The 16,475-nt window shown below is 71.6% G+C and carries 15 protein-coding genes; 1 reads left to right on the top strand and 14 read right to left on the bottom strand.

All coding sequences use genetic code 11. The features are described from left to right. The 7 genes from CCN39_RS16400 to CCN39_RS16370 form a co-directional block, all read right to left on the bottom strand. On the bottom strand, positions 1 to 451 hold a 451-nt coding region (locus tag CCN39_RS16400; protein ID WP_143264055.1), incomplete at its 3' end, for a glycerate kinase. Beyond that, the gene (locus CCN39_RS16395) at positions 448 to 825 is read right to left on the bottom strand and encodes an allophanate hydrolase-related protein (RefSeq protein WP_086842932.1); all 378 of its coding nucleotides are present in this window, start codon (positions 823 to 825) and stop codon (positions 448 to 450) included. The genes CCN39_RS16395 and CCN39_RS16400, both read right to left, overlap by 4 nt. A gap of 10 nt (positions 826 to 835) precedes the next feature. Continuing rightward, positions 836 to 2,281, bottom strand: coding sequence for an NCS2 family permease (locus CCN39_RS16390; RefSeq protein ID WP_086842930.1), 1,446 nt, complete (start codon positions 2,279 to 2,281; stop codon positions 836 to 838). Between the two features lie 113 nt (positions 2,282 to 2,394). After that, entirely contained in the window at positions 2,395 to 2,877 is a 483-nt protein-coding gene (locus CCN39_RS16385; RefSeq protein ID WP_086842929.1) for a nucleoside deaminase, read from the bottom strand. A 1-nt stretch (position 2,878) separates the two neighbouring features. Further along, on the bottom strand, positions 2,879 to 5,170 hold the full coding sequence (gene pucD / locus CCN39_RS16380) for a xanthine dehydrogenase subunit D (RefSeq protein ID WP_086842927.1): 2,292 nt from the start codon (positions 5,168 to 5,170) through the stop codon (positions 2,879 to 2,881). Further along, positions 5,167 to 5,637 carry a (2Fe-2S)-binding protein gene (locus CCN39_RS16375; RefSeq protein ID WP_086842925.1) on the bottom strand — a complete coding sequence of 157 codons (471 nt, stop codon included), beginning with the start codon at positions 5,635 to 5,637 and terminating at the stop codon, positions 5,167 to 5,169. Before CCN39_RS16375 ends, pucD begins: the two co-directional genes overlap by 4 nt. Continuing rightward, positions 5,628 to 6,497 carry an FAD binding domain-containing protein gene (locus CCN39_RS16370; RefSeq protein ID WP_086842924.1) on the bottom strand — a complete coding sequence of 290 codons (870 nt, stop codon included), beginning with the start codon at positions 6,495 to 6,497 and terminating at the stop codon, positions 5,628 to 5,630. Before CCN39_RS16370 ends, CCN39_RS16375 begins: the two co-directional genes overlap by 10 nt. A gap of 306 nt (positions 6,498 to 6,803) precedes the next feature. On the opposite strand from CCN39_RS16370, the gene CCN39_RS16365 reads away from it, so the two are divergent. After that, positions 6,804 to 7,094 (top strand): hypothetical protein, encoded by a 291-nt coding sequence (locus tag CCN39_RS16365; protein ID WP_086842922.1) that lies wholly within the window; start codon positions 6,804 to 6,806, stop codon positions 7,092 to 7,094. A gap of 6 nt (positions 7,095 to 7,100) precedes the next feature. Here CCN39_RS16365 and gcl read toward each other — a convergent pair whose 3' ends face one another. From gcl to CCN39_RS16330, 7 genes are all read right to left on the bottom strand, one after another. Then, positions 7,101 to 8,792 (bottom strand): glyoxylate carboligase, encoded by a 1,692-nt coding sequence (gene gcl / locus CCN39_RS16360; RefSeq protein WP_086842920.1) that lies wholly within the window; start codon positions 8,790 to 8,792, stop codon positions 7,101 to 7,103. Between the two features lies 1 nt (position 8,793). After that, positions 8,794 to 9,681: a 2-hydroxy-3-oxopropionate reductase gene (locus CCN39_RS16355; protein WP_086842918.1), complete on the bottom strand. Its 888-nt coding sequence runs from the start codon at positions 9,679 to 9,681 to the stop codon at positions 8,794 to 8,796. After that, complete coding sequence (locus tag CCN39_RS16350; protein WP_208630243.1) at positions 9,678 to 10,490, bottom strand: hydroxypyruvate isomerase family protein; 813 nt, start codon at positions 10,488 to 10,490, stop codon at positions 9,678 to 9,680. The genes CCN39_RS16355 and CCN39_RS16350 overlap by 4 nt, the downstream gene beginning before the upstream one ends. 138 nt (positions 10,491 to 10,628) lie before the next feature. Further along, positions 10,629 to 11,486, bottom strand: a complete 858-nt coding sequence (locus CCN39_RS16345) for a 2Fe-2S iron-sulfur cluster-binding protein (RefSeq protein ID WP_086842914.1) — start codon at positions 11,484 to 11,486, stop codon at positions 10,629 to 10,631. Then, positions 11,483 to 13,225, bottom strand: a complete 1,743-nt coding sequence (locus CCN39_RS16340; protein ID WP_086842912.1) for an NAD(P)H-dependent oxidoreductase subunit E — start codon at positions 13,223 to 13,225, stop codon at positions 11,483 to 11,485. The genes CCN39_RS16345 and CCN39_RS16340 overlap by 4 nt, the downstream gene beginning before the upstream one ends. Before the next feature lies 1 nt (position 13,226). Next, on the bottom strand, positions 13,227 to 15,146 hold the full coding sequence (locus CCN39_RS16335) for a molybdopterin oxidoreductase family protein (RefSeq protein ID WP_086842911.1): 1,920 nt from the start codon (positions 15,144 to 15,146) through the stop codon (positions 13,227 to 13,229). 12 nt (positions 15,147 to 15,158) lie between these two features. Beyond that, positions 15,159 to 16,148: a 2-dehydropantoate 2-reductase gene (locus CCN39_RS16330; RefSeq protein WP_086842910.1), complete on the bottom strand. Its 990-nt coding sequence runs from the start codon at positions 16,146 to 16,148 to the stop codon at positions 15,159 to 15,161. Positions 16,149 to 16,475: the final 327 nt, after the last annotated feature.

Genomic DNA, 16,475 nt, shown 5'->3' with positions numbered 1-16,475 from the left:
CGAGGAGCCGGGCGCCCAGTGCGGTCAGCAGGCCCGCCCCGCCGTCGGTGCCCGCGCTGCCGCCGATGCCCAGCACGATCCGGCGGCAGCCCGCCCGGACCGCCGCCGCGATGACGTCGCCCGTTCCCGCGCTGGTCGCGGTGAGCGGCTGCGGCGGTCCGGGCAGGCGGTGCAGCCCGGACGCCTCGGCCAGCTCGACCACCGCGGTGTCTCCGCGGACCGCGTACGACGCGGTCACCGGGAGACCGGTGGGGCCGCGCGCCGGGACCCGCACGCGGCGGAACCCGGCGGCGACGGCCGCGTCGATCGTGCCCTCGCCGCCGTCGGCCACCGGCAGGGTGGTCACCGCCGCCGAGGGGTCGACGTCGGCGAGGCCGGCCGCCACCGCCGAAGCCACCTCCCCGGCGGTCAGCGATCCCTTGAACTTGTCCGGGGCGATCAGGACCTTCACGCGCTCGCCTTGAAGGCCCGCCAGTCGCCGATCTCGGTGATGTCGCGCAGGGCGACGTGCGAGGTGTACGGCCGCCGCAGCAGCATCGCGAACGCCGAGCTGCCGTCCGCCAGCTCCACCACACCCAGCTCCAGCTCGTGCGGCTCGGATGGCAGCACCCTGTCTCGCAGGTCGTCCAGCGAGACGTCGTAGACCTCGCCGGTCACCTCGGCGCCGCCGTGGGAAACCGGGTACAGCGCCGGGCACTGGTCGCCGACCGCGTAGAACCGGTACTTCGGGGCCGTCCGCGCGGTTCCCACGAACGGTGCTCCTTCGAGCAGGTGGTGCAGCGGCTCGCCGCGCATGGCACCGCCGTTGAAGAACATCAAGGCCACGAGGAACTCCTTAGCGGAAGAGGGCTTCGACGCCGTCGATGGCGAAGTACACCGCGAACACCAGCGCCAGCAGGGACAGCAGCCAGCCCGCTTCGCGCCACTTGCCGCGGCCGATCTTGATCAGCACGAACGCGATCAGGCCGGCGCCGACGCCGTTGGTGATCGAGTAGGTGAACGGGATCAGCGCCGCGGTCAGGAACACCGGGATCGTGTAGTCCGGGTCGTGCCACGGGATGGTCCGGCACTGCGCGACCATCATGCCGCCGATGACCACCAGCGCGGGCGCCGCGGCCTGGGCCGGGACGACCCCGGCCAGCGGGGTGAACAGCAGCGTCCCGGCGAACAGCAGGCCGGTGACGACGCTCGCCAGGCCGGTCCGCGCGCCCTCCCCGACGCCGGCCGCCGATTCGAGGAACACCGTGTTCGGCGACGAGCCGGTGACACCGCCCGCGATCGCGCCCGCGCCGTCGACCAGCAGGATGCGGCCCATCCGCGGCACCTTGCCGTGCTTCGACAGGCCGGCTTCGTCGGAGACGCTGGTGATCGTGCCCATGGCGTCGAAGAAGCCGGACAGCACCAGGGTGAACAGGAAGACCGTGGCCGCGAGCGCGCCCGCCGAGGCGAAGCCGCCGAACAGGTCGACGTGGCCGAAGAGCCCGAAGTCCGGTGCCGCGACGACGTGGTCGGGCAGCGCCGGGTCGGTGAGGCCCCAGCCGCCGACGCCGAACCCCTCGTGCAGCACGACGGCGAGCACGGTGGCCGCCCCGATGCTGATCAGCACCGCGCCCGGCACCTTGCGGGCCACCAGCACGATCATCAGCAGCAGGCCGAAGCAGAACACGACGATCGGCCAGCCGGCCAGGTGCCCGCCGGCCCCCAGGCGCACCGGGACCGTGGTCTGCGCCGAGTCCGGCACCCGGGTCACGAACCCGGCGCTGACCAGGCCGACGAGGGCGATGTAGAGCCCGATCCCGACGGTGATGGCCGTTTTGAGCGGCCGCGGGATGGCGTTCATGATCCGCTCGCGGACGCCGCTGACGGCCATCAGCACGATGCACACGCCTTCGAGCACGACCAGGCCGAACGCCTGCGCCCAGGTCATCGACGGGGCCATCTGGAAGGCGACGATGCCGTTGATGCCGAGCCCGGCGGCCAGCGCGAGGGGCGCGTTGCCGACGAGTCCCATGAGGACGGTCATCACGGCGGCGGCCAGCGCCGTCGCGGTGGTCAGCTGCGCCGCGGACAGCCGGGCGCCGGTGATGTCGGCGGAGGCGCCGAGGATGAGCGGGTTGAGCAGCACGATGTAGGCCATCGCGACGAACGTCGTGACGCCGCCGCGAACTTCCCGGCCGATCGTGGTTTGCCGGGCGCGCAGCTCGAAGAGCTTGTCGAAGAGGGATCGGCGTTGCGGAGGTACTTCGTCGACCACTGGGGTGGGGACTTCGGTCTGGGTCATGCGTCCTGCCCTTGCCGGTGGGGGGTGCTCGGCCAGGGCCAGGCACCACGCCGTGCCTGGCCGAGCGGGACGTTCGATTCGGTTGTGCTCCGGTCAGCTGCTGACTTCGTGGGTCAGTAGTCGGTGCGGTCGCTCTTGTCGAGCCAGGCCGCGAAGGGCGCGAATCCGTCCGTTGCGGACAGTCGCGTCACGGGTACCGTCCACGTCTCGCGCGGGCGGTCGAAGAGTTCGTAGAAGGCGCGGTCGTCGAAGCCGGCCTTGGCCGCGTCGTCGCGGTCGGCGGCGAAGACGACCTTGTCCACCCGCGCCCACAACGCCGACGACAGGCACATCGGGCACGGCTCGCAACTGGAGACGAGCACGCAGCCCTCCAGCTTGAACGTGCCCAGCGCCTGGCAGGCGGCGCGGATCGCGACCACCTCCGCGTGCGCGGTCGGGTCCAGGTTCGCCGTAACGCGGTTGACGCCGGTCGCGACGACCTGGCCGTCTTTCCCGATCAGCGCGCCGAACGGGCCGCCGCCGTTCTCGACGTTGCGCGTGGCGATCCGGACGGCTTCGCCGAGCCATTCCTGCTCGACGGAAACGGACGTGGTCATCTCAGACTCCGGTGATGTGCTCGGGGCGGATCGGGACGCGCGGCAGCTCGAGGCCGGTGGCCGCGCGGATGGCGTTGGCGATCGCCGGCGTGGCCGAGATCGTGGGTGGCTCGCCGACACCGCGGACGCCGTAGGGCGCGTGCGGGTCCGGCCGTTCGAGGACCTCGACGCGCATCGGCGGCATGTCGAGGATCGTCGGGATCAGGTAGTCCGTGAACGACGGGTTCCGCACCTTGCCGCCCTCGACCAGGATCTCCTCCATCACGGCGAGGCCGAGTCCCTGCGCCGAGCCGCCCTGGATCTGGGCGACCACGGCATCGGGGTTCATCGCCTTGCCGACGTCCTGGGCGCAGTCCAGCTGCACCACCTTGACCAGGCCGAGCTCGAGGTCGACGTCGACCACCGCGCGGTGGGCGGAGAAGCCGTACTGGACGTGGGCGTCACCCTGGCCGGTCTCCGGGTCCAAGGGGTACGTCGGGCGGTGGTGGAACTCGCGGGTCTCCTCGATCACCGCGTCGCCGAGCAGCTCGGCCAGGTCGGCGACGACTTCGCCGTCCGCCGCGACCACCTTGCCACCGGTCAGGCGCATGCCTTCGGCCGGGACGCCGAGCCGGGCGCAGACCGCTTCCGCGACCGCGCGACAGGCGTTGCGGACCGCGCCGCCGGTGACGTAGGTCTGCCGCGACGCCGAGCTCGAGCCGGCGTCGCCGACGCTCGTGTCGGCCGGGTGCACGCTCACCCGGGTCACCCCCAGCTCGGTGCGGGCGATCTGCTGCTGGAGCGTCACCAAGCCCTGCCCGACCTCGGCCGCCGCGGTGTGCACCAGCGCCACCGGCTCACCGCCGAGCACCTCCAGGCGGACGCGGGCGGTCGAGTAGTCGTCGAGGCCTTCGGCGTAGGAGATGTTCTTGATCGTCACGCCGTAGCCGACCCCCCGGACCACGCCTTCGCCGTGGGTGGTGTTGGACGCGCCGCCGGGCAGCTCGCGGATGTCGACGGCACCGCTGCGCGAAGGCGGCAGCGGCAGGTCCCGGACCCGCTGGACGAGTTCCGCCACCGGCGCCGGGAAGTCGACCACCTGGCCGGTGACCACAGTGGACCCTTCGCTCAGTGCGTTGCGGATCCGGAGTTCGGCGGGGTCCATGTCCAAAGCGGACGCGAGCTTGTCCATCTGGGACTCGTAGGCGTACGTCGGCTGCACCGCGCCGAGGCCGCGCATCGCGCCGCAGGTCGGGTTGTTGGTGTAGACGCCCCAGCCCTCGATGTGCGCGTTCGGGACGTCGTAGGGGCCGACGCTCAGCGTGGTGCCGTTGCCGACCACGACCGGGGTCTTGGACGCGTACGCGCCGCCGTCGAAGTACAGCTTCGCGCGGACGTAGACGAGCTTGCCGTCCTTCGTCGCCCCGTGCTCGTAGTACATCTTCGCCGGGTGGCGGTGGACGTGCCCGAAAAAGGACTCCAGGCGGTTGTAGCTCATTTTCACCGGGCGCCCGGTGCGCAGGGCCAGCATGCAGGAGTGGATCTGCATCGACAGGTCCTCGCGGCCGCCGAACGCGCCTCCGACCCCCGACAGCGTCAGCCGCACCTTGTCGAGGGGCAGGCCGAGGGCCTTCGCCGTCTGGCGCTGGTCGACGTGCAGCCACTGGGTGGCCAGGTAGAGGTCGACGCCGCCGTCCTCGGCGGGCACCGCGAGCCCGGACTCGGGGCCGAGGAACGCCTGGTCCTGCATCCCGATCTCGTAGACGCCGGACACCACCACGTCCGCCGTCGCGTCCGGGTCGCCCTTGACGATCCGCTGGTGGCGGACCAGGTTCCCGCCCGGGTGCAGCTTCGGCAAGGTGTCGTCGTGCGCGGCCCGCTCGGGATCGGTGATCGGCTCGAGGACGTCGTACTCGACGACGATCTCCTTGAGCGCCTGCCGCGCGATCTCCGGGTGGTCGGCGGCCAGGACGGCGACCGGCTCGCCCTGGTAGCGGACCAGATCGGCGGCCAGTGCCGGGGTGTCCTGGAACTTGAGGCCGTAGACGTTCTCCCCCGGGACGTCCTCGTGCGTCAGCACCGCGTGCACACCCGGCCGGGCCAGCGCGCGGGACACGTCGAGGCGGACGATCCGGGCGTGCGGGTGCGGGCTGCGCAGGGTCGCGCCCCACAGCATGTCCTCGTGCCACAGGTCCGAGGAGTAGGCGAACTCGCCGCGCACCTTGAGGGTGCCGTCCGGGCGCAGCGGGCTTTCGCCGATGCCGCCGGCGATCGTGTCGTGCAGCTCCTGCGGGGACCGGGCCGGGGCGCTCATCGGACGGCCTTCTTCGCGGCGGCGTCGCGGACGGCGTCGAGGATCTTCTCGTAGCCGGTGCAGCGGCAGAGGTTGCCCGCGAGGGCCTCGCGGATCTCGACGTCGCTGGGCTCGGGGACGCGTTCGATCAGGTCGTGCGCGGCCACCAGCAGGCCCGGCGTGCAGAACCCGCACTGGACGGCTCCGTGCTCGACGAACGCCTCCTGCACCGGGTCCAGGCTGTCGCCGTCGGCCAGGCCCTCGACCGTGACGACCTCGCGGCCCTCGGCCTGCCCGGCCGCGACCAGGCACGCACACGCCGGGACGCCGTCGAGGTAGACCGTGCACGAACCGCATTCGCCCTGCTCGCAGGCGTTCTTCGAGCCGGGGAGGCCGAGCCGCTCACGCAGGACGTAGAGGAGGCTCTCGCCTTCCCAGACGTTGTCCGCCCGGCGGGGTTCGCCGTTGACGGTGACGTTCACGCGCACTTCGCGCTCCCTCCGCAGTATTCGGTCCAGGCCCAGGTCAGGGTCCTTCGCGCCATGACGCTCAACGCGTGGCGCCGGTAGGCCGCGCTCCCCCGGACGTCGTCGATCGGCGAAGCGGCCGCCGCGACCAGGTCGCCGAAGCGGCGTTTCACCGAGTCGGCGATCGGCTTCGGCGCGTCCCAGTCCAGCTCGGCGGCCAGGAACTGCTCGGCCTCGAACGCCCGCCGCGGCGTGGGCGCGGCCGAGCCGACACCGGTGCCGACCCGGCGCTGTTCCGGGTGCAGGGCCAGTCCGAAGGCGGCCACGGCGATCACCATCGCGTTGCGGGTGCCGATCTTGCTGAACTGCTGCGGCCCGGTGGCCGGTTCGAGCAGGACACCCGTGATCAGCTCGTCCGGCTCCAGGACGTTCTTCTTCACCCCGGCGTAGAAATCCTTCGCGGCGACGGTCCGCGTCCCGCGGACCGAGGCGATTTCGACCTCGGCGTCCGCGGCCAGCAGGGCCGGGTGGGAGTCGCCCGCGGGCGAAGCCGCGCCGAGGTTGCCGCCCACGGAACCGCGGTTGCGGATCTGTGGCGAGCCGACGGTCCGCGCGGCCATGGCGAGGCCGGGCAGCCGCGTGCCGAGCTCGGTGATGATCCGGGTGTAGGGCACGGCCGCGCCGATCCGGATCCGGCTGCCGTCGGTGCCGTGCTCGTGCAGCTCGGGCACGCGCCCGAGGTCGAGGAGCGACTCCGGGCGGCGGTGGTCGAAGTTGAGCTCGACCAGCACGTCCGTGCCGCCGGCGATCGGGACCGCACCGGGGTTCGCGGCCTTCGCGGCGAGCGCGCCGGCCAGCGAGTCGGGTCGGAGGAATTCCACTGTGGACGTCCTTTCGGGGCTGCTTCGGCAAGAAGTACACACGCTGCGGCGTGGCCCCGACCACGGCAAAACCCCTGAAAGACGGGTGAATTTCGGGCCCGGGTTTGTACTTTCCGACAACCGGCGGCCCGCGAGCGCGGAAAGGCCGCCGTGCGAGGTCGGGGGCCTCGCACGGCGGCCTGGAGCACCGCGTATTCCGGAAGGGTCCTGCGGGGGAAGCGGAACCTGCGGCGGGACACCGCGGGCCGGACCTCCGCCTGGTTACCGTCGAGTGTCAGGTCCCTTTCCGTGCTCAGGAGCTATCCCATGGTCAACCGGATCGAAACCGCCGCGGCCTCGGCCACCCTCACCCCGCTGGAGGTCCGCGAACCCGGCCTGCCGGTCGCCTGCCTGTTCGCCGGCATCATCCGCGCGATCGCCTGCCAGGCCGACCTGGCGCGGGCCGCCAAGTTCGCCGCCCAGCGCCAGAACTTCTACAAGGCGGTCGCGAACGACGTCGTGCGCGGCCCCGGCTTCGTGGCCGGGGCACCCTCGGTCGACGGGCCGGCCGACCTGGCCGACCGCTCCAGCGACGAGCTGCTCGCCATCCTGGCCTGAGCCGGGTCAGCCCGCCGGTTCGAACTCGCGGACGGCGTCGAGGGCGGCGCCCATCGCGGCGTTGCCCTCGCGCTCGATCATGATCTCCACCAGGACCGGGCGGCTGGTGCGCTCGGCTTCCTTGCGCGCCCACTCCAGGGACGTCCGGATCTCCCCCGGCTCGTGCACGCGGGTGCCCGAACAGCCGTAGGCCTCCATGATCTTCACGTTGTCCGTGCCGATCGTGTCGTAGTGGATGTCGACCTCGAAGTTCATCTCGTAGCCGGTCTCGGCCTGGCGGATCAGCCCGAGGTACTCGTTGTTCAGCATGATCAGCACGAATCCGACGTCGTACTGGGCGGCCACCGCCAGCTCCTCGACCAGGAACTGGAACGAGTAGTCGCCGACCACGCCGACGACCTCCGCCTCCGGGCGGGCCTTCTTCACGCCGATCGCGGCCGGGATCTCCCAGCCGAGCGGGCCGGCCTGGCCGCACACCTGGTAGTGGCGGGGCTTGTGCGCCTTCTGGAACTGGCCCGACCAGATCTGGTAGAGCCCGATCGCGGTGACGAAGTAGGTGTCCTCGCCGAAGGTTTCGTTGATCTCCTTGAACACCCGCGGGGCCTTGATCGGCAGGCTGTCGAAGTCGTCACGCCGGGGCAGCGCCTCCTTCAGCTCCCCGATCCGGGCGGCCCACTCGCGGCGTGGTGGCGTCGAGCGCTTCGCCAGGGCCGCCAGCAGCGCGTCGAGGAACTCCCGCGTGTCCGAGACGATCCCGAGGTCGGGACCGAACACCTTGCCCAGCTGGGTGGGTTCGATGTCGACGTGGATGAACTTCCGGTCGCCGCGGTAGACCGACAGCTCGCCGGTGTGCCGGTCGCCGAACCGGGCGCCCAGCGCGAGCACGAGGTCGGACTCCAGGAAGGCGGCGTTCGCCCAGCGCTGGGACGTCTGGATGCCGGCCATCCCGGCGAACAGCTCGTGGTCCTCGGGGAAGCTGCCCTTGCCCATCAGCGTCACCTGCACCGGGACGCCGAGCCGCTCGGCGGCGGCCCGCAGCTGCTCGCTCGCCTCGCCGAGAACGACCCCGCCGCCGGCCAGGATGATCGGCCGTTCGGCCGCCAGCAGCAGGTCCAGGGCCCGTTCGACGCGCGCGGGTGCCGGGGTCACCCGGGTGACCGGCAGCGGCGAGTCGATCGAGGAGTCCCACTCGATGTCCTGCTTCTGGACGTCGATCGGCAGGTCGATGAGCACCGGGCCGGGCCGTCCGGAGCGGGCGACCCGGAACGCCTCGCGGAAGATCCACGGCAGCTGCGCGGCCTCCTTGACCTGCACCGCCCACTTCGTCACCGGCTTGGCGATCTCGACGATGTCGACGGCCTGGAAGGCCTCCTGGTGCAGCTTGGTGGTCGCCGCCTGGCCGGTGATGCAGATCATCGGGATCGAGTCCGCGTGCGCGGTGTAGAGCCCGGTGATCATGTTCGTCCCGGCCGGGCCCGACGTGCCGATGGCGACGCCGACGTTGCCGTTGGTCCTGGCCCAGCCGTCGGCCATGTGCGTTGCGCCTTCTTCGTGGCGGACGATCAGGTGCTCGATCGCCCGGCCTTGTAGGGCGTTATACAGCGGGAGGATGGCGGCACCGGGGCAGCCGAAGACGGTGTCGACGCCTTCGCTCTCCAGGACGTCGACGACCGCCTGCATCGCGGGGATTCTGGGCATGTCACACCTCCGCCGGGACGCGGCCCGACAACTGTTCGACGACCTTCACCAAGGCCGAGTGGTCCAGGGAGCCGTGGCCCATGGCGCGGCCGGCGGCGACGAGCTGGGCGACCAGCCCGGTGAGCGGGAGCGCGACGTCCGCCTGCCGGGCGGCGGCCAGCGCGATCCCCATGTCCTTGTGGTGCAGGTCGATCCGGAAGCCGGGGGCGAACTGGCGGTCCACCATGGACTTCCGCTTGAGTTCGAGGATGCGGCTGCCGGCCAGCCCGCCCGCGAGGACGTCGAGGCCGGTGGCGGCGTCCACTCCGGACGCTTCCAGCAGCACGATCGCCTCGGCGACCAGGCCGTAGATCCCGCCCACGACGAGCTGGTTCGCGGCCTTCACGACCTGGCCGGCGCCGTGCGGCCCGACGTGCACGATCGTCTTGCCGAGTGCTTCGAGCACCGTCCGGGCCGCCTCGAAGTCCTCCGCGGTGCCGCCGACCATGATGGACAGTGCGGCCTGTTCGGCCCCGGCCTGGCCGCCGGACACCGGAGCGTCCAGGACCCGGATCTTCTTGTCCCGCGCGGCTTCCGCGACGGCGATCGAGGTCTCCGGCCGGATGGTGCTCATGTCGATCAGGAGCGTGCCCGGCTCGGCGCTGTCGAGGACCCCGTCCGCGGCCAGCACGACCGCCTCGACCTGGGGGTGGTTCGGCAGCATGGTGATCACGACGTCCGCTCCGGCCACCGCGTCGGCGACGCCGGTCGCGGCGCGGCCGCCCGCGGCCGCCAGCTTCTCCCCGGCGGCGGCGGTGACGTCGTAACCGCTGACGTCGTGCCCGGCCGCGACCAGGTGCGCGGCCATCGGGGCGCCCATCACGCCCAGCCCGATGAATCCCAGTTTCATGCTCGTCCCCTTCGGGTTTTCGGCAGCCAGGCCAGCGAGGTGACGGTGTCGGGGTCCGGGACGTACTCGATCCCGGCGAACCCCGTATACCCCGCGTTCTGCAGCTTCGCGAGGTACCCGTCGATGTCCAGCTCGCCGGTGCCGGGCTGGTGGCGGCCGGGCGCGTCGGCGATCTGCACGTGCCCGATCCGGGAGATGTGCTTCGTCGCGAGCGCGTCCAGGTCGTCGCCGTTGACTGCCAGGTGGTAGAGGTCGGCCAGCAGCCGCACGTTTTCGCGCCCGAGGTCGTCGAGCACGGCCACGGCGTCCGCGGCGGTCTTGAGCGGATAGCGGTCCGCGCCGGACAGCGGTTCGAGGACCAGCTGTGCGCCGATCCGCGCGGCGGCGTCGGCGGCCTTGTCCAGGTGCACCCGGGCCAGGTCGTCCTGCTTGGCCGGGTCTTCGCCGTCGAGCCGGTTGCCGTAGAGGGCGTTGAAGCTGCGGCAACCGGTGCGTTCGGCGATGCCGAGGGCGACGACCAGGCTGTCGGCGAACTCGGCCTCCCGGCCGAGCCAGCTCACCAGACCCCGCTCCCCCGCGGCCATGTCCCCTGCGTAGAAGTTCAGCCCCCGCAACCGGACGCCGTCCAGGCTCTTCACGAAGGCGTCGATCTCTTCGCGCGCGGGCACCGCGGTGTCGAACGGCCACCAGTACTCGACATCGGTGAACCCGGCGTCCCGTGCGGCGGCGGCGCGCTCGAGGAGCGGTACCTCCTTGAACAGGATCGACAGGTTGGCGACGTACGGCAGGGAGTGGCCCTCTTCAGGCATCGCGACCTCGAATTTCACTATCCGGAATTTTTCTTTCGCATATCGAGAATAGCTGCTGACCTGCGCCGGGGTCAACGCCCGGACGACGAAGGCGCCGCGACTCGTCGAGTCACGGCGCCTTCGCGCGAACGGGTCCCGCTACCTGTTCTGGACGTGCTGCCAGCCGAAGCGGCCCTTGATGCAGAGGTTCCCGTGGGTCACCGAACTTTCGTGCGGCGAGGTCACCTTCACGATCTCGTTGTCCTGGACGTGCAGCGTCAGGTTGCAGCCGACCCCGCAGAACGTGCAGATCGTCGTCGTCGCCTTCTGGCGGGACTCGTCCCAGGTGCCGTCCTCGCGCTTGTCGTACTCGCGCTTGAAACTGAGCGCCCCCGTCGGGCACACCTCGACGCAGTTGCCGCAGTACACGCAGGCGCTGTCCGGCAACGGGTTCGAGAACTCCGTCGAGATCCGGGCGTCGAACCCGCGGCCGGCGACGCTGATCGCGAACGAGTTCTGCCACTGCTCACCGCACGCGTCGACGCACTTGTAGCAGAGGATGCACTTCCCGTAGTCCCGGACGTACAGCTCGTTGTCCACCAGGGCCGGTTGCGCCACCGTCGCCGCGTCCGGGCCGAAGCGGTCCGGGTCGGCGCCGGTTTCCGCGATCCACTCCGCCACGCCCGGCGTGGTCGACAGGTCCGTCGCCGAGGCCAGGAGTTCGAGGACCACCTTGCGGCTCGTGCGCGTGCGTTCCGAGTCCGTGCGGACGACCATGCCGGGCTCGGCCTTGCGGGAGCACGACGGCACGAGCGTCCGCGAGCCGTCGACCTCGACCATGCAGACGCGGCAGGCGTTCGCCGGTTCGAGGGTGTCGCCGTAGCAGAGCGTCGGGATGTCCTTGCCCGCCGCCGTGCACGCGTCGAGGATCGTCGACCCCTCCGGCACCCGGACGGTCTCGCCGTCCACGGTGAACTCGACCAGCCGCTTGGGGATCCCGATGTCCACAATGGTCACTTCAGTGCTCCCAACCGGTCGATGGCGGACTCGATGGCGTTCCACGCGGTCTGGCCGAGGCCGCAGATCGACGAGTCGCGCATGACGCCGCCCACCTCGCGCAACAGCGGGCGTTCCTCCGAACCGGACGCGAGGACGCGGCGGATCGCCTCCTCCTGCCGCACGGTCCCGATCCGGCACGGGACGCACTGCCCGCACGACTCGTCGCGGAAGAACTCCGCGATCCGCAGCAGGAACCCGCCGAGGTCGGCGAGGTCGTCGAGGACCAGGACGACGCCCGAGCCAAGCGTCGTCTTCGCCGCCCGCGCGTCCTCGAACGTCAGCGGCAGGTCCAGCTCGTCCGGCCGGACGAACCCCCCGGCCGCGCCGCCCAGCAGCACCGCCCGCAGCGATCGGCCCGCCGGCACTCCCCCGGCCATGGCGAGCAGCTCACGCAGCGTCGTCCCGAACGGCACCTCGTAGACGCCCGGCCGGACGACGTTCCCGGACAGGCAGAACAGCTTCGGCCCGGCCGACGCCTCGGTGCCGATGGCCCGGTACGCGGCCGCACCTTCGGTGAGGATCAGCGGCACGTTGACCAGGGTCTCGACGTTGTTCACCACGGTCGGCTTGCCGAACAGCCCCTGCTCGACCGGGAACGGCGGCTTCGTGCGGGGTTCGCCGCGGAAGCCCTCGATCGAGTTGAAGATCGCGGTCTCCTCGCCGCAGATGTACGCGCCCGCGCCACGCCGGATCTCGATGTCGAAGGAGAACCCTTCGTGGCCCATCACGTCCGCGCCGAGGAACCCGCGCTCGCGGCACACCGCCAGTGCGTTGCGCAGCAGCCGCAGCGCGCGCGGGTACTCGCCGCGCAGGTAGACGAACCCCCGGGTCGCACCGATCGCGTACGCCGCGATCGTCATGGACTCCACCAGCGCGAACGGGTCGCCTTCCAGGAGCACCCGGTCCTTGAACGTGCCGGGCTCGCTCTCGTCGGCGTTGCACACCAGGTAGTGCGGCCCGGCGGGCTGGGCGGCGGTGGCCGCCCACTTGCGGCCGGTCGGGAACGCCGCCCCGCCGCGGCCGAGCAGGCCGGCTTCGGTGACCTCGCGGATCACCGCGGCCTGGCCCAGCCGCAGGGCGTTGCGCAGCGCCGCGTACCCGCCGGACGCGCGGTAGTCGTCCAAACTGGCCGGATCGACCACGCCGACGCGGCGCAGCAGCCGCAGCCCGTCCCGCTGGTGGAGGACCGGCGGCACCCCTTCGCCCGCGGGCTTCCGCCGGGCGGCGAGGACGGCCGACGCGCCGGTCACCGGGGCGAGCAGCTCGGTCGTCGCCGGGTCGCCGGCCTGGAACGTCAGCGCCGCGGGGGCCCGTTCGCAGACGCCGAGGCACGGGCTGCGCAGCCACGTGACCCCGCCGCGCGCCTTCCCCGCGGCGCCGACGTGCTCGGTGAGGACGTCGCACACCGTCTCCGCGCCGGTGACCCGGCAGGCCAGGTCGGTGCAGACGTGCACCACCCGCTCCGGGCGTTCCGCCAGCGCGAACAGCGAGTAGAAGCTCGCCACGCCGTACGCGTCGGCGGGCGGCACGTGCAGCGTCTCGCAGATCAGGTTGAGCGCGCCCTGGCTGATCCAGCCGACCCGGTCGTTGACCGCGTGCAGCGCGGGGAGCAGCTGGTCCCGGCCGCCGCCGGCGAACCCGGCGACCGCCTCCCGCTCTTCGTGCGACGCGACGGCGTCCAGCAGCTTGAGGTCCACGTCAGACCTCGGCCGGGAGCTTGTCGACGCGAATGGCGGCCGCCTTGTACTCGGCGGTCCCGGCGATCGGGCAGGTGGCTTCGATGGTGATGACGTTGACGTCGACCTCGTCCGGGAAGTGGAAGGTCATGAACGCCAGCCCGGGTTTCAGCCCCTTGTCCAGCCGGACCGGCGCCACGATCGCGCCGCGTCGCGACGAGATCTGCACCAGCTCGTCGGGTTCGACGCCCAGCGCCCGAGCGTCCTCGGGGCAGAGGTCGAGGGTCTCCCCCTGCCGCAGCGGCGAGGGGAACCCGGCGGACTGGACGCCGGTGTTGTACGAATCGAGGCGGCGCCCGGTGGTGAGCCGGATCGGGAACTCCTCGGTGAGCAGGTCGACCGGCGGGCTGTGCTCGAGCACCGTGAACGGCGCCGGGCGGCCGCGTTCGGCCGGGTCCTCGGCCCACAGCCGGGCGTGCAGGAACGTCGGTTCGAGGGTGTCTTCGGAGTAGCACGGCCATTGGATGCCGCCGAGTTCTTCCAGGCGCGCGTAGGACATCCCGGCGTGCATCGGCGACAGCGACCGCAGCTCGTCCCAGACCTCTTCGCCGCCGGTGTAGTGCCAGTCGTGGCCGAGCCGGCGGGCGAGCTCGGACAGCAGCTCGATGTCGTCGCGCGCGCCGGCCGGCGGTTCGAGGGCCTTGCGGACGCGCTGGACCCGCCGTTCGGAGTTGGTGAAGGTGCCGTCGCTCTCGCACCAGGCCGCCGACGCGGGCAGGACGACGTCGGCCAGCTGCGCGGTCTTGGTCAGGAAGATGTCCTGGACGACCAGGTGGTCGACGTTGGCCAGCCGCTTGATCGTGTGCTCGCAGTCCGCTTCGGACTGCACCGGGTTCTCGCCGATGATGTACACGCAGGTCAGGTCGCCGCGTTCCATCGCGTCGAGCATCTGGGTGAGGTTGAGGCCCCGGTGCGGCGGGATCGACGAGCCCCACGCGGTGTCGAACTTGGCCCGGACCCCGGCGTCGAGGACGTCCTGGAAGCCCGGGAGCCGGTCCGGGATGGCGCCCATGTCCCCGCCGCCCTGGACGTTGTTCTGCCCGCGCAGCGGGTTCAGCCCGGCGCCGTAGCGGCCGACCTGCCCGGCCAGGAGCGCCAGGTTGATCAGGGACAGCACGTTGTCGGTGCCGTTGTGGTGCTCGGTGATGCCGAGGGTCCACGACAGCTGGGCGCGGTCGGCGCGGGCGTAGGCGTGGGCCAGTTCGCGGATCAGCTCGGCCGGGACGCCGGTGGTCTTCTCCGCGACCTCCGGCGTCCACGGCTCGACCGACGCGGCGAACTCGGCGAACCCCTCGGTGGCCCGCTCGATGAACGTCGTGTTCGCGAGCCCGGCGTGGATGATCTCCCGGGCGATGGCGTGGGCCAGGGGGATGTCGGTGCCGACCTCGAGCTGCAGCTGCCGGTGCGCCCAGCTCGCCGTGCTGGTCTGCCGGGGGTCGACGACGAAGAGCTTCGCTCCCTTGTGGACGGCCTTGAGCACGTGGTGGAAGAAGATCGGGTGCGCCTCGCGCGGGTTGCCGCCCCAGATCACGATGACGTCGGCGTCCTCGATCTCCTGGTAGGAGGACGTGCCGCCGCCGCTGCCGAAGACGCGGGCCAGCCCGGCGACGCTCGGCGCGTGGCAGGTGCGGTTGCACGAGTCGACGTTGTTCGTGCCGATCACCGCGCGGGTGAACTTCTGCGCGACGAAGTTCATCTCGTTGGTGGCGCGGGCGCACGAGAACATCCCGAACGCCTCGGGCCCCTTGCCGTCCAGGGTGCGGCGGATCCCGGCGGCGGCCCGGTCGAGGGCCTCCTCCCAGGTGGCCGGCCGCAGCACGCCGGAATCGCGCACGAGGGGCTGGGTGAGCCGGACGTACGGCTCGGTGTTCCTGCGCTTCACGGGGACCTCCGGTCAGTGCGACCCGACGGGGACTTTGCTGGTGTGGTCGAGCAGGGAAATCGCGGCGTGGACGTACCGCAGGGCGGGCGCGGGCACGCCGGTGAGGCCGGCCAGCTCGACGACCGCGCCGATGATCGCGTCGATCTCGAGCGGCTTGCCCGCTTCCAGGTCCTGCAGCATCGACGTCTTGTGGTGGCCGACGCGCCAGGCGCCGTCGATGCGCTTCTCGACGGAGATCCGCGGATCGGCACCGGCCGCGCGGGCGATGTCCAGGGTCTCGGTCATCATCGTGGCGACGAGCTCGCGGGTGTCCTCGTGCTCGCACATCTGGGCCATGGTCGCCCGGGTCAGCGCGGACAGCGGGTTGAACGCGACGTTGCCCATCAGCTTGATCCAGATGTCGTTGCGCAGGTCGGCCTCGACCGGTGCCTTGAGGCCGCCGGCGATCATCGCCGCGCTGAGCACCTTGCAGCGCGCGGAGATTTCGCCGTCGGGCTCGCCGAGGGAGAACCGGGTGCCCTCCAGGTGCCGGATGACGCCCGGCTCTTCGATGACCGTCGAGCAGTAGACGACGCAGCCGATCGCCCGCCGCAGTCCGAGCGCGGCGGTCACCGAGCCGCCCGGATCGACGGTCTCGACCCGCTGCCCTTCGAGCGGGTGTCCCCGCAGGCCGTGGAAGTACCACCACGGGATGCCGTTCTGCGCGGCGACGATCGCCGTCTCCGGGCCGAGCAGCGGGGCGAGCAGTTCACCGCACGAGGCGTAGGAGTTGGCCTTGAGGCCGAGGAACACGAAGTCGGCCTCGCCCACCTCGGCGGGGTCGTCCGTGACGTGGGGGTGGGCGGTGAAGTCACCGCGCGGGCTGAGCACGCGGACGCCGTGCTCGCGCATCGCGGCGAGGTGGGCCCGGCGGGCGATCAGGTGCACCTCGGTCCCGCCGCGGTGCAGCGCGGCCCCGACGTAGGCGCCGATCGCCCCGGCCCCGAGAACAGCCACCTTCATGATGCGCCTCCAAGGTCCGGCAGTTATTGCATACAGTATCCTGGATCCACGATCGAGAACAGCCCTTCCAGGCCGGCCACTCGGGCGGCGCAGCGAAGAGCGACAAATCAGACACCGTGGGTCACTTCACCCGACGTCGTTGATCCACCTCGACCCAAAACCGCCCCCGGCGGGTGAGATCCGGGATTTTGCATACCAAAACCTGTATTCTGATGGCAGATCACCCGTCCTCCCCGACTCGAGGTGTCCCGTGAGCCAGCCCGCTTCCCCGCTGCCCGACCGCGGCCCGACCGGCCGCCGCACGGCCAAGGGCTCGCTCAGCTCGAC

The organism is Amycolatopsis kentuckyensis (assembly GCF_002155975.1).
GTDB classification, from domain to species: domain Bacteria; phylum Actinomycetota; class Actinomycetes; order Mycobacteriales; family Pseudonocardiaceae; genus Amycolatopsis; species Amycolatopsis kentuckyensis.
The sequence above is the reverse complement of the archived record's forward strand: the minus strand, read 5'-3'. Positions and strand labels throughout refer to the sequence as shown.

Coding starts and splice junctions, on each gene's coding strand:
- CCN39_RS16365 (WP_086842922.1), top strand. CDS start 6,804: ATGGTCAACCGGATCGAAACCGCCGCGGCCTCGGCCACCCTCACCCCG.
- gcl (WP_086842920.1), bottom strand. CDS start 8,792: ATGCCCAGAATCCCCGCGATGCAGGCGGTCGTCGACGTCCTGGAGAGC.
- CCN39_RS16350 (WP_208630243.1), bottom strand. CDS start 10,490: ATGCCTGAAGAGGGCCACTCCCTGCCGTACGTCGCCAACCTGTCGATC.
- CCN39_RS16390 (WP_086842930.1), bottom strand. CDS start 2,281: ATGACCCAGACCGAAGTCCCCACCCCAGTGGTCGACGAAGTACCTCCG.
- CCN39_RS16330 (WP_086842910.1), bottom strand. CDS start 16,148: ATGAAGGTGGCTGTTCTCGGGGCCGGGGCGATCGGCGCCTACGTCGGG.
- pucD (WP_086842927.1), bottom strand. CDS start 5,170: ATGAGCGCCCCGGCCCGGTCCCCGCAGGAGCTGCACGACACGATCGCC.
- CCN39_RS16355 (WP_086842918.1), bottom strand. CDS start 9,681: ATGAAACTGGGATTCATCGGGCTGGGCGTGATGGGCGCCCCGATGGCC.
- CCN39_RS16385 (WP_086842929.1), bottom strand. CDS start 2,877: ATGACCACGTCCGTTTCCGTCGAGCAGGAATGGCTCGGCGAAGCCGTC.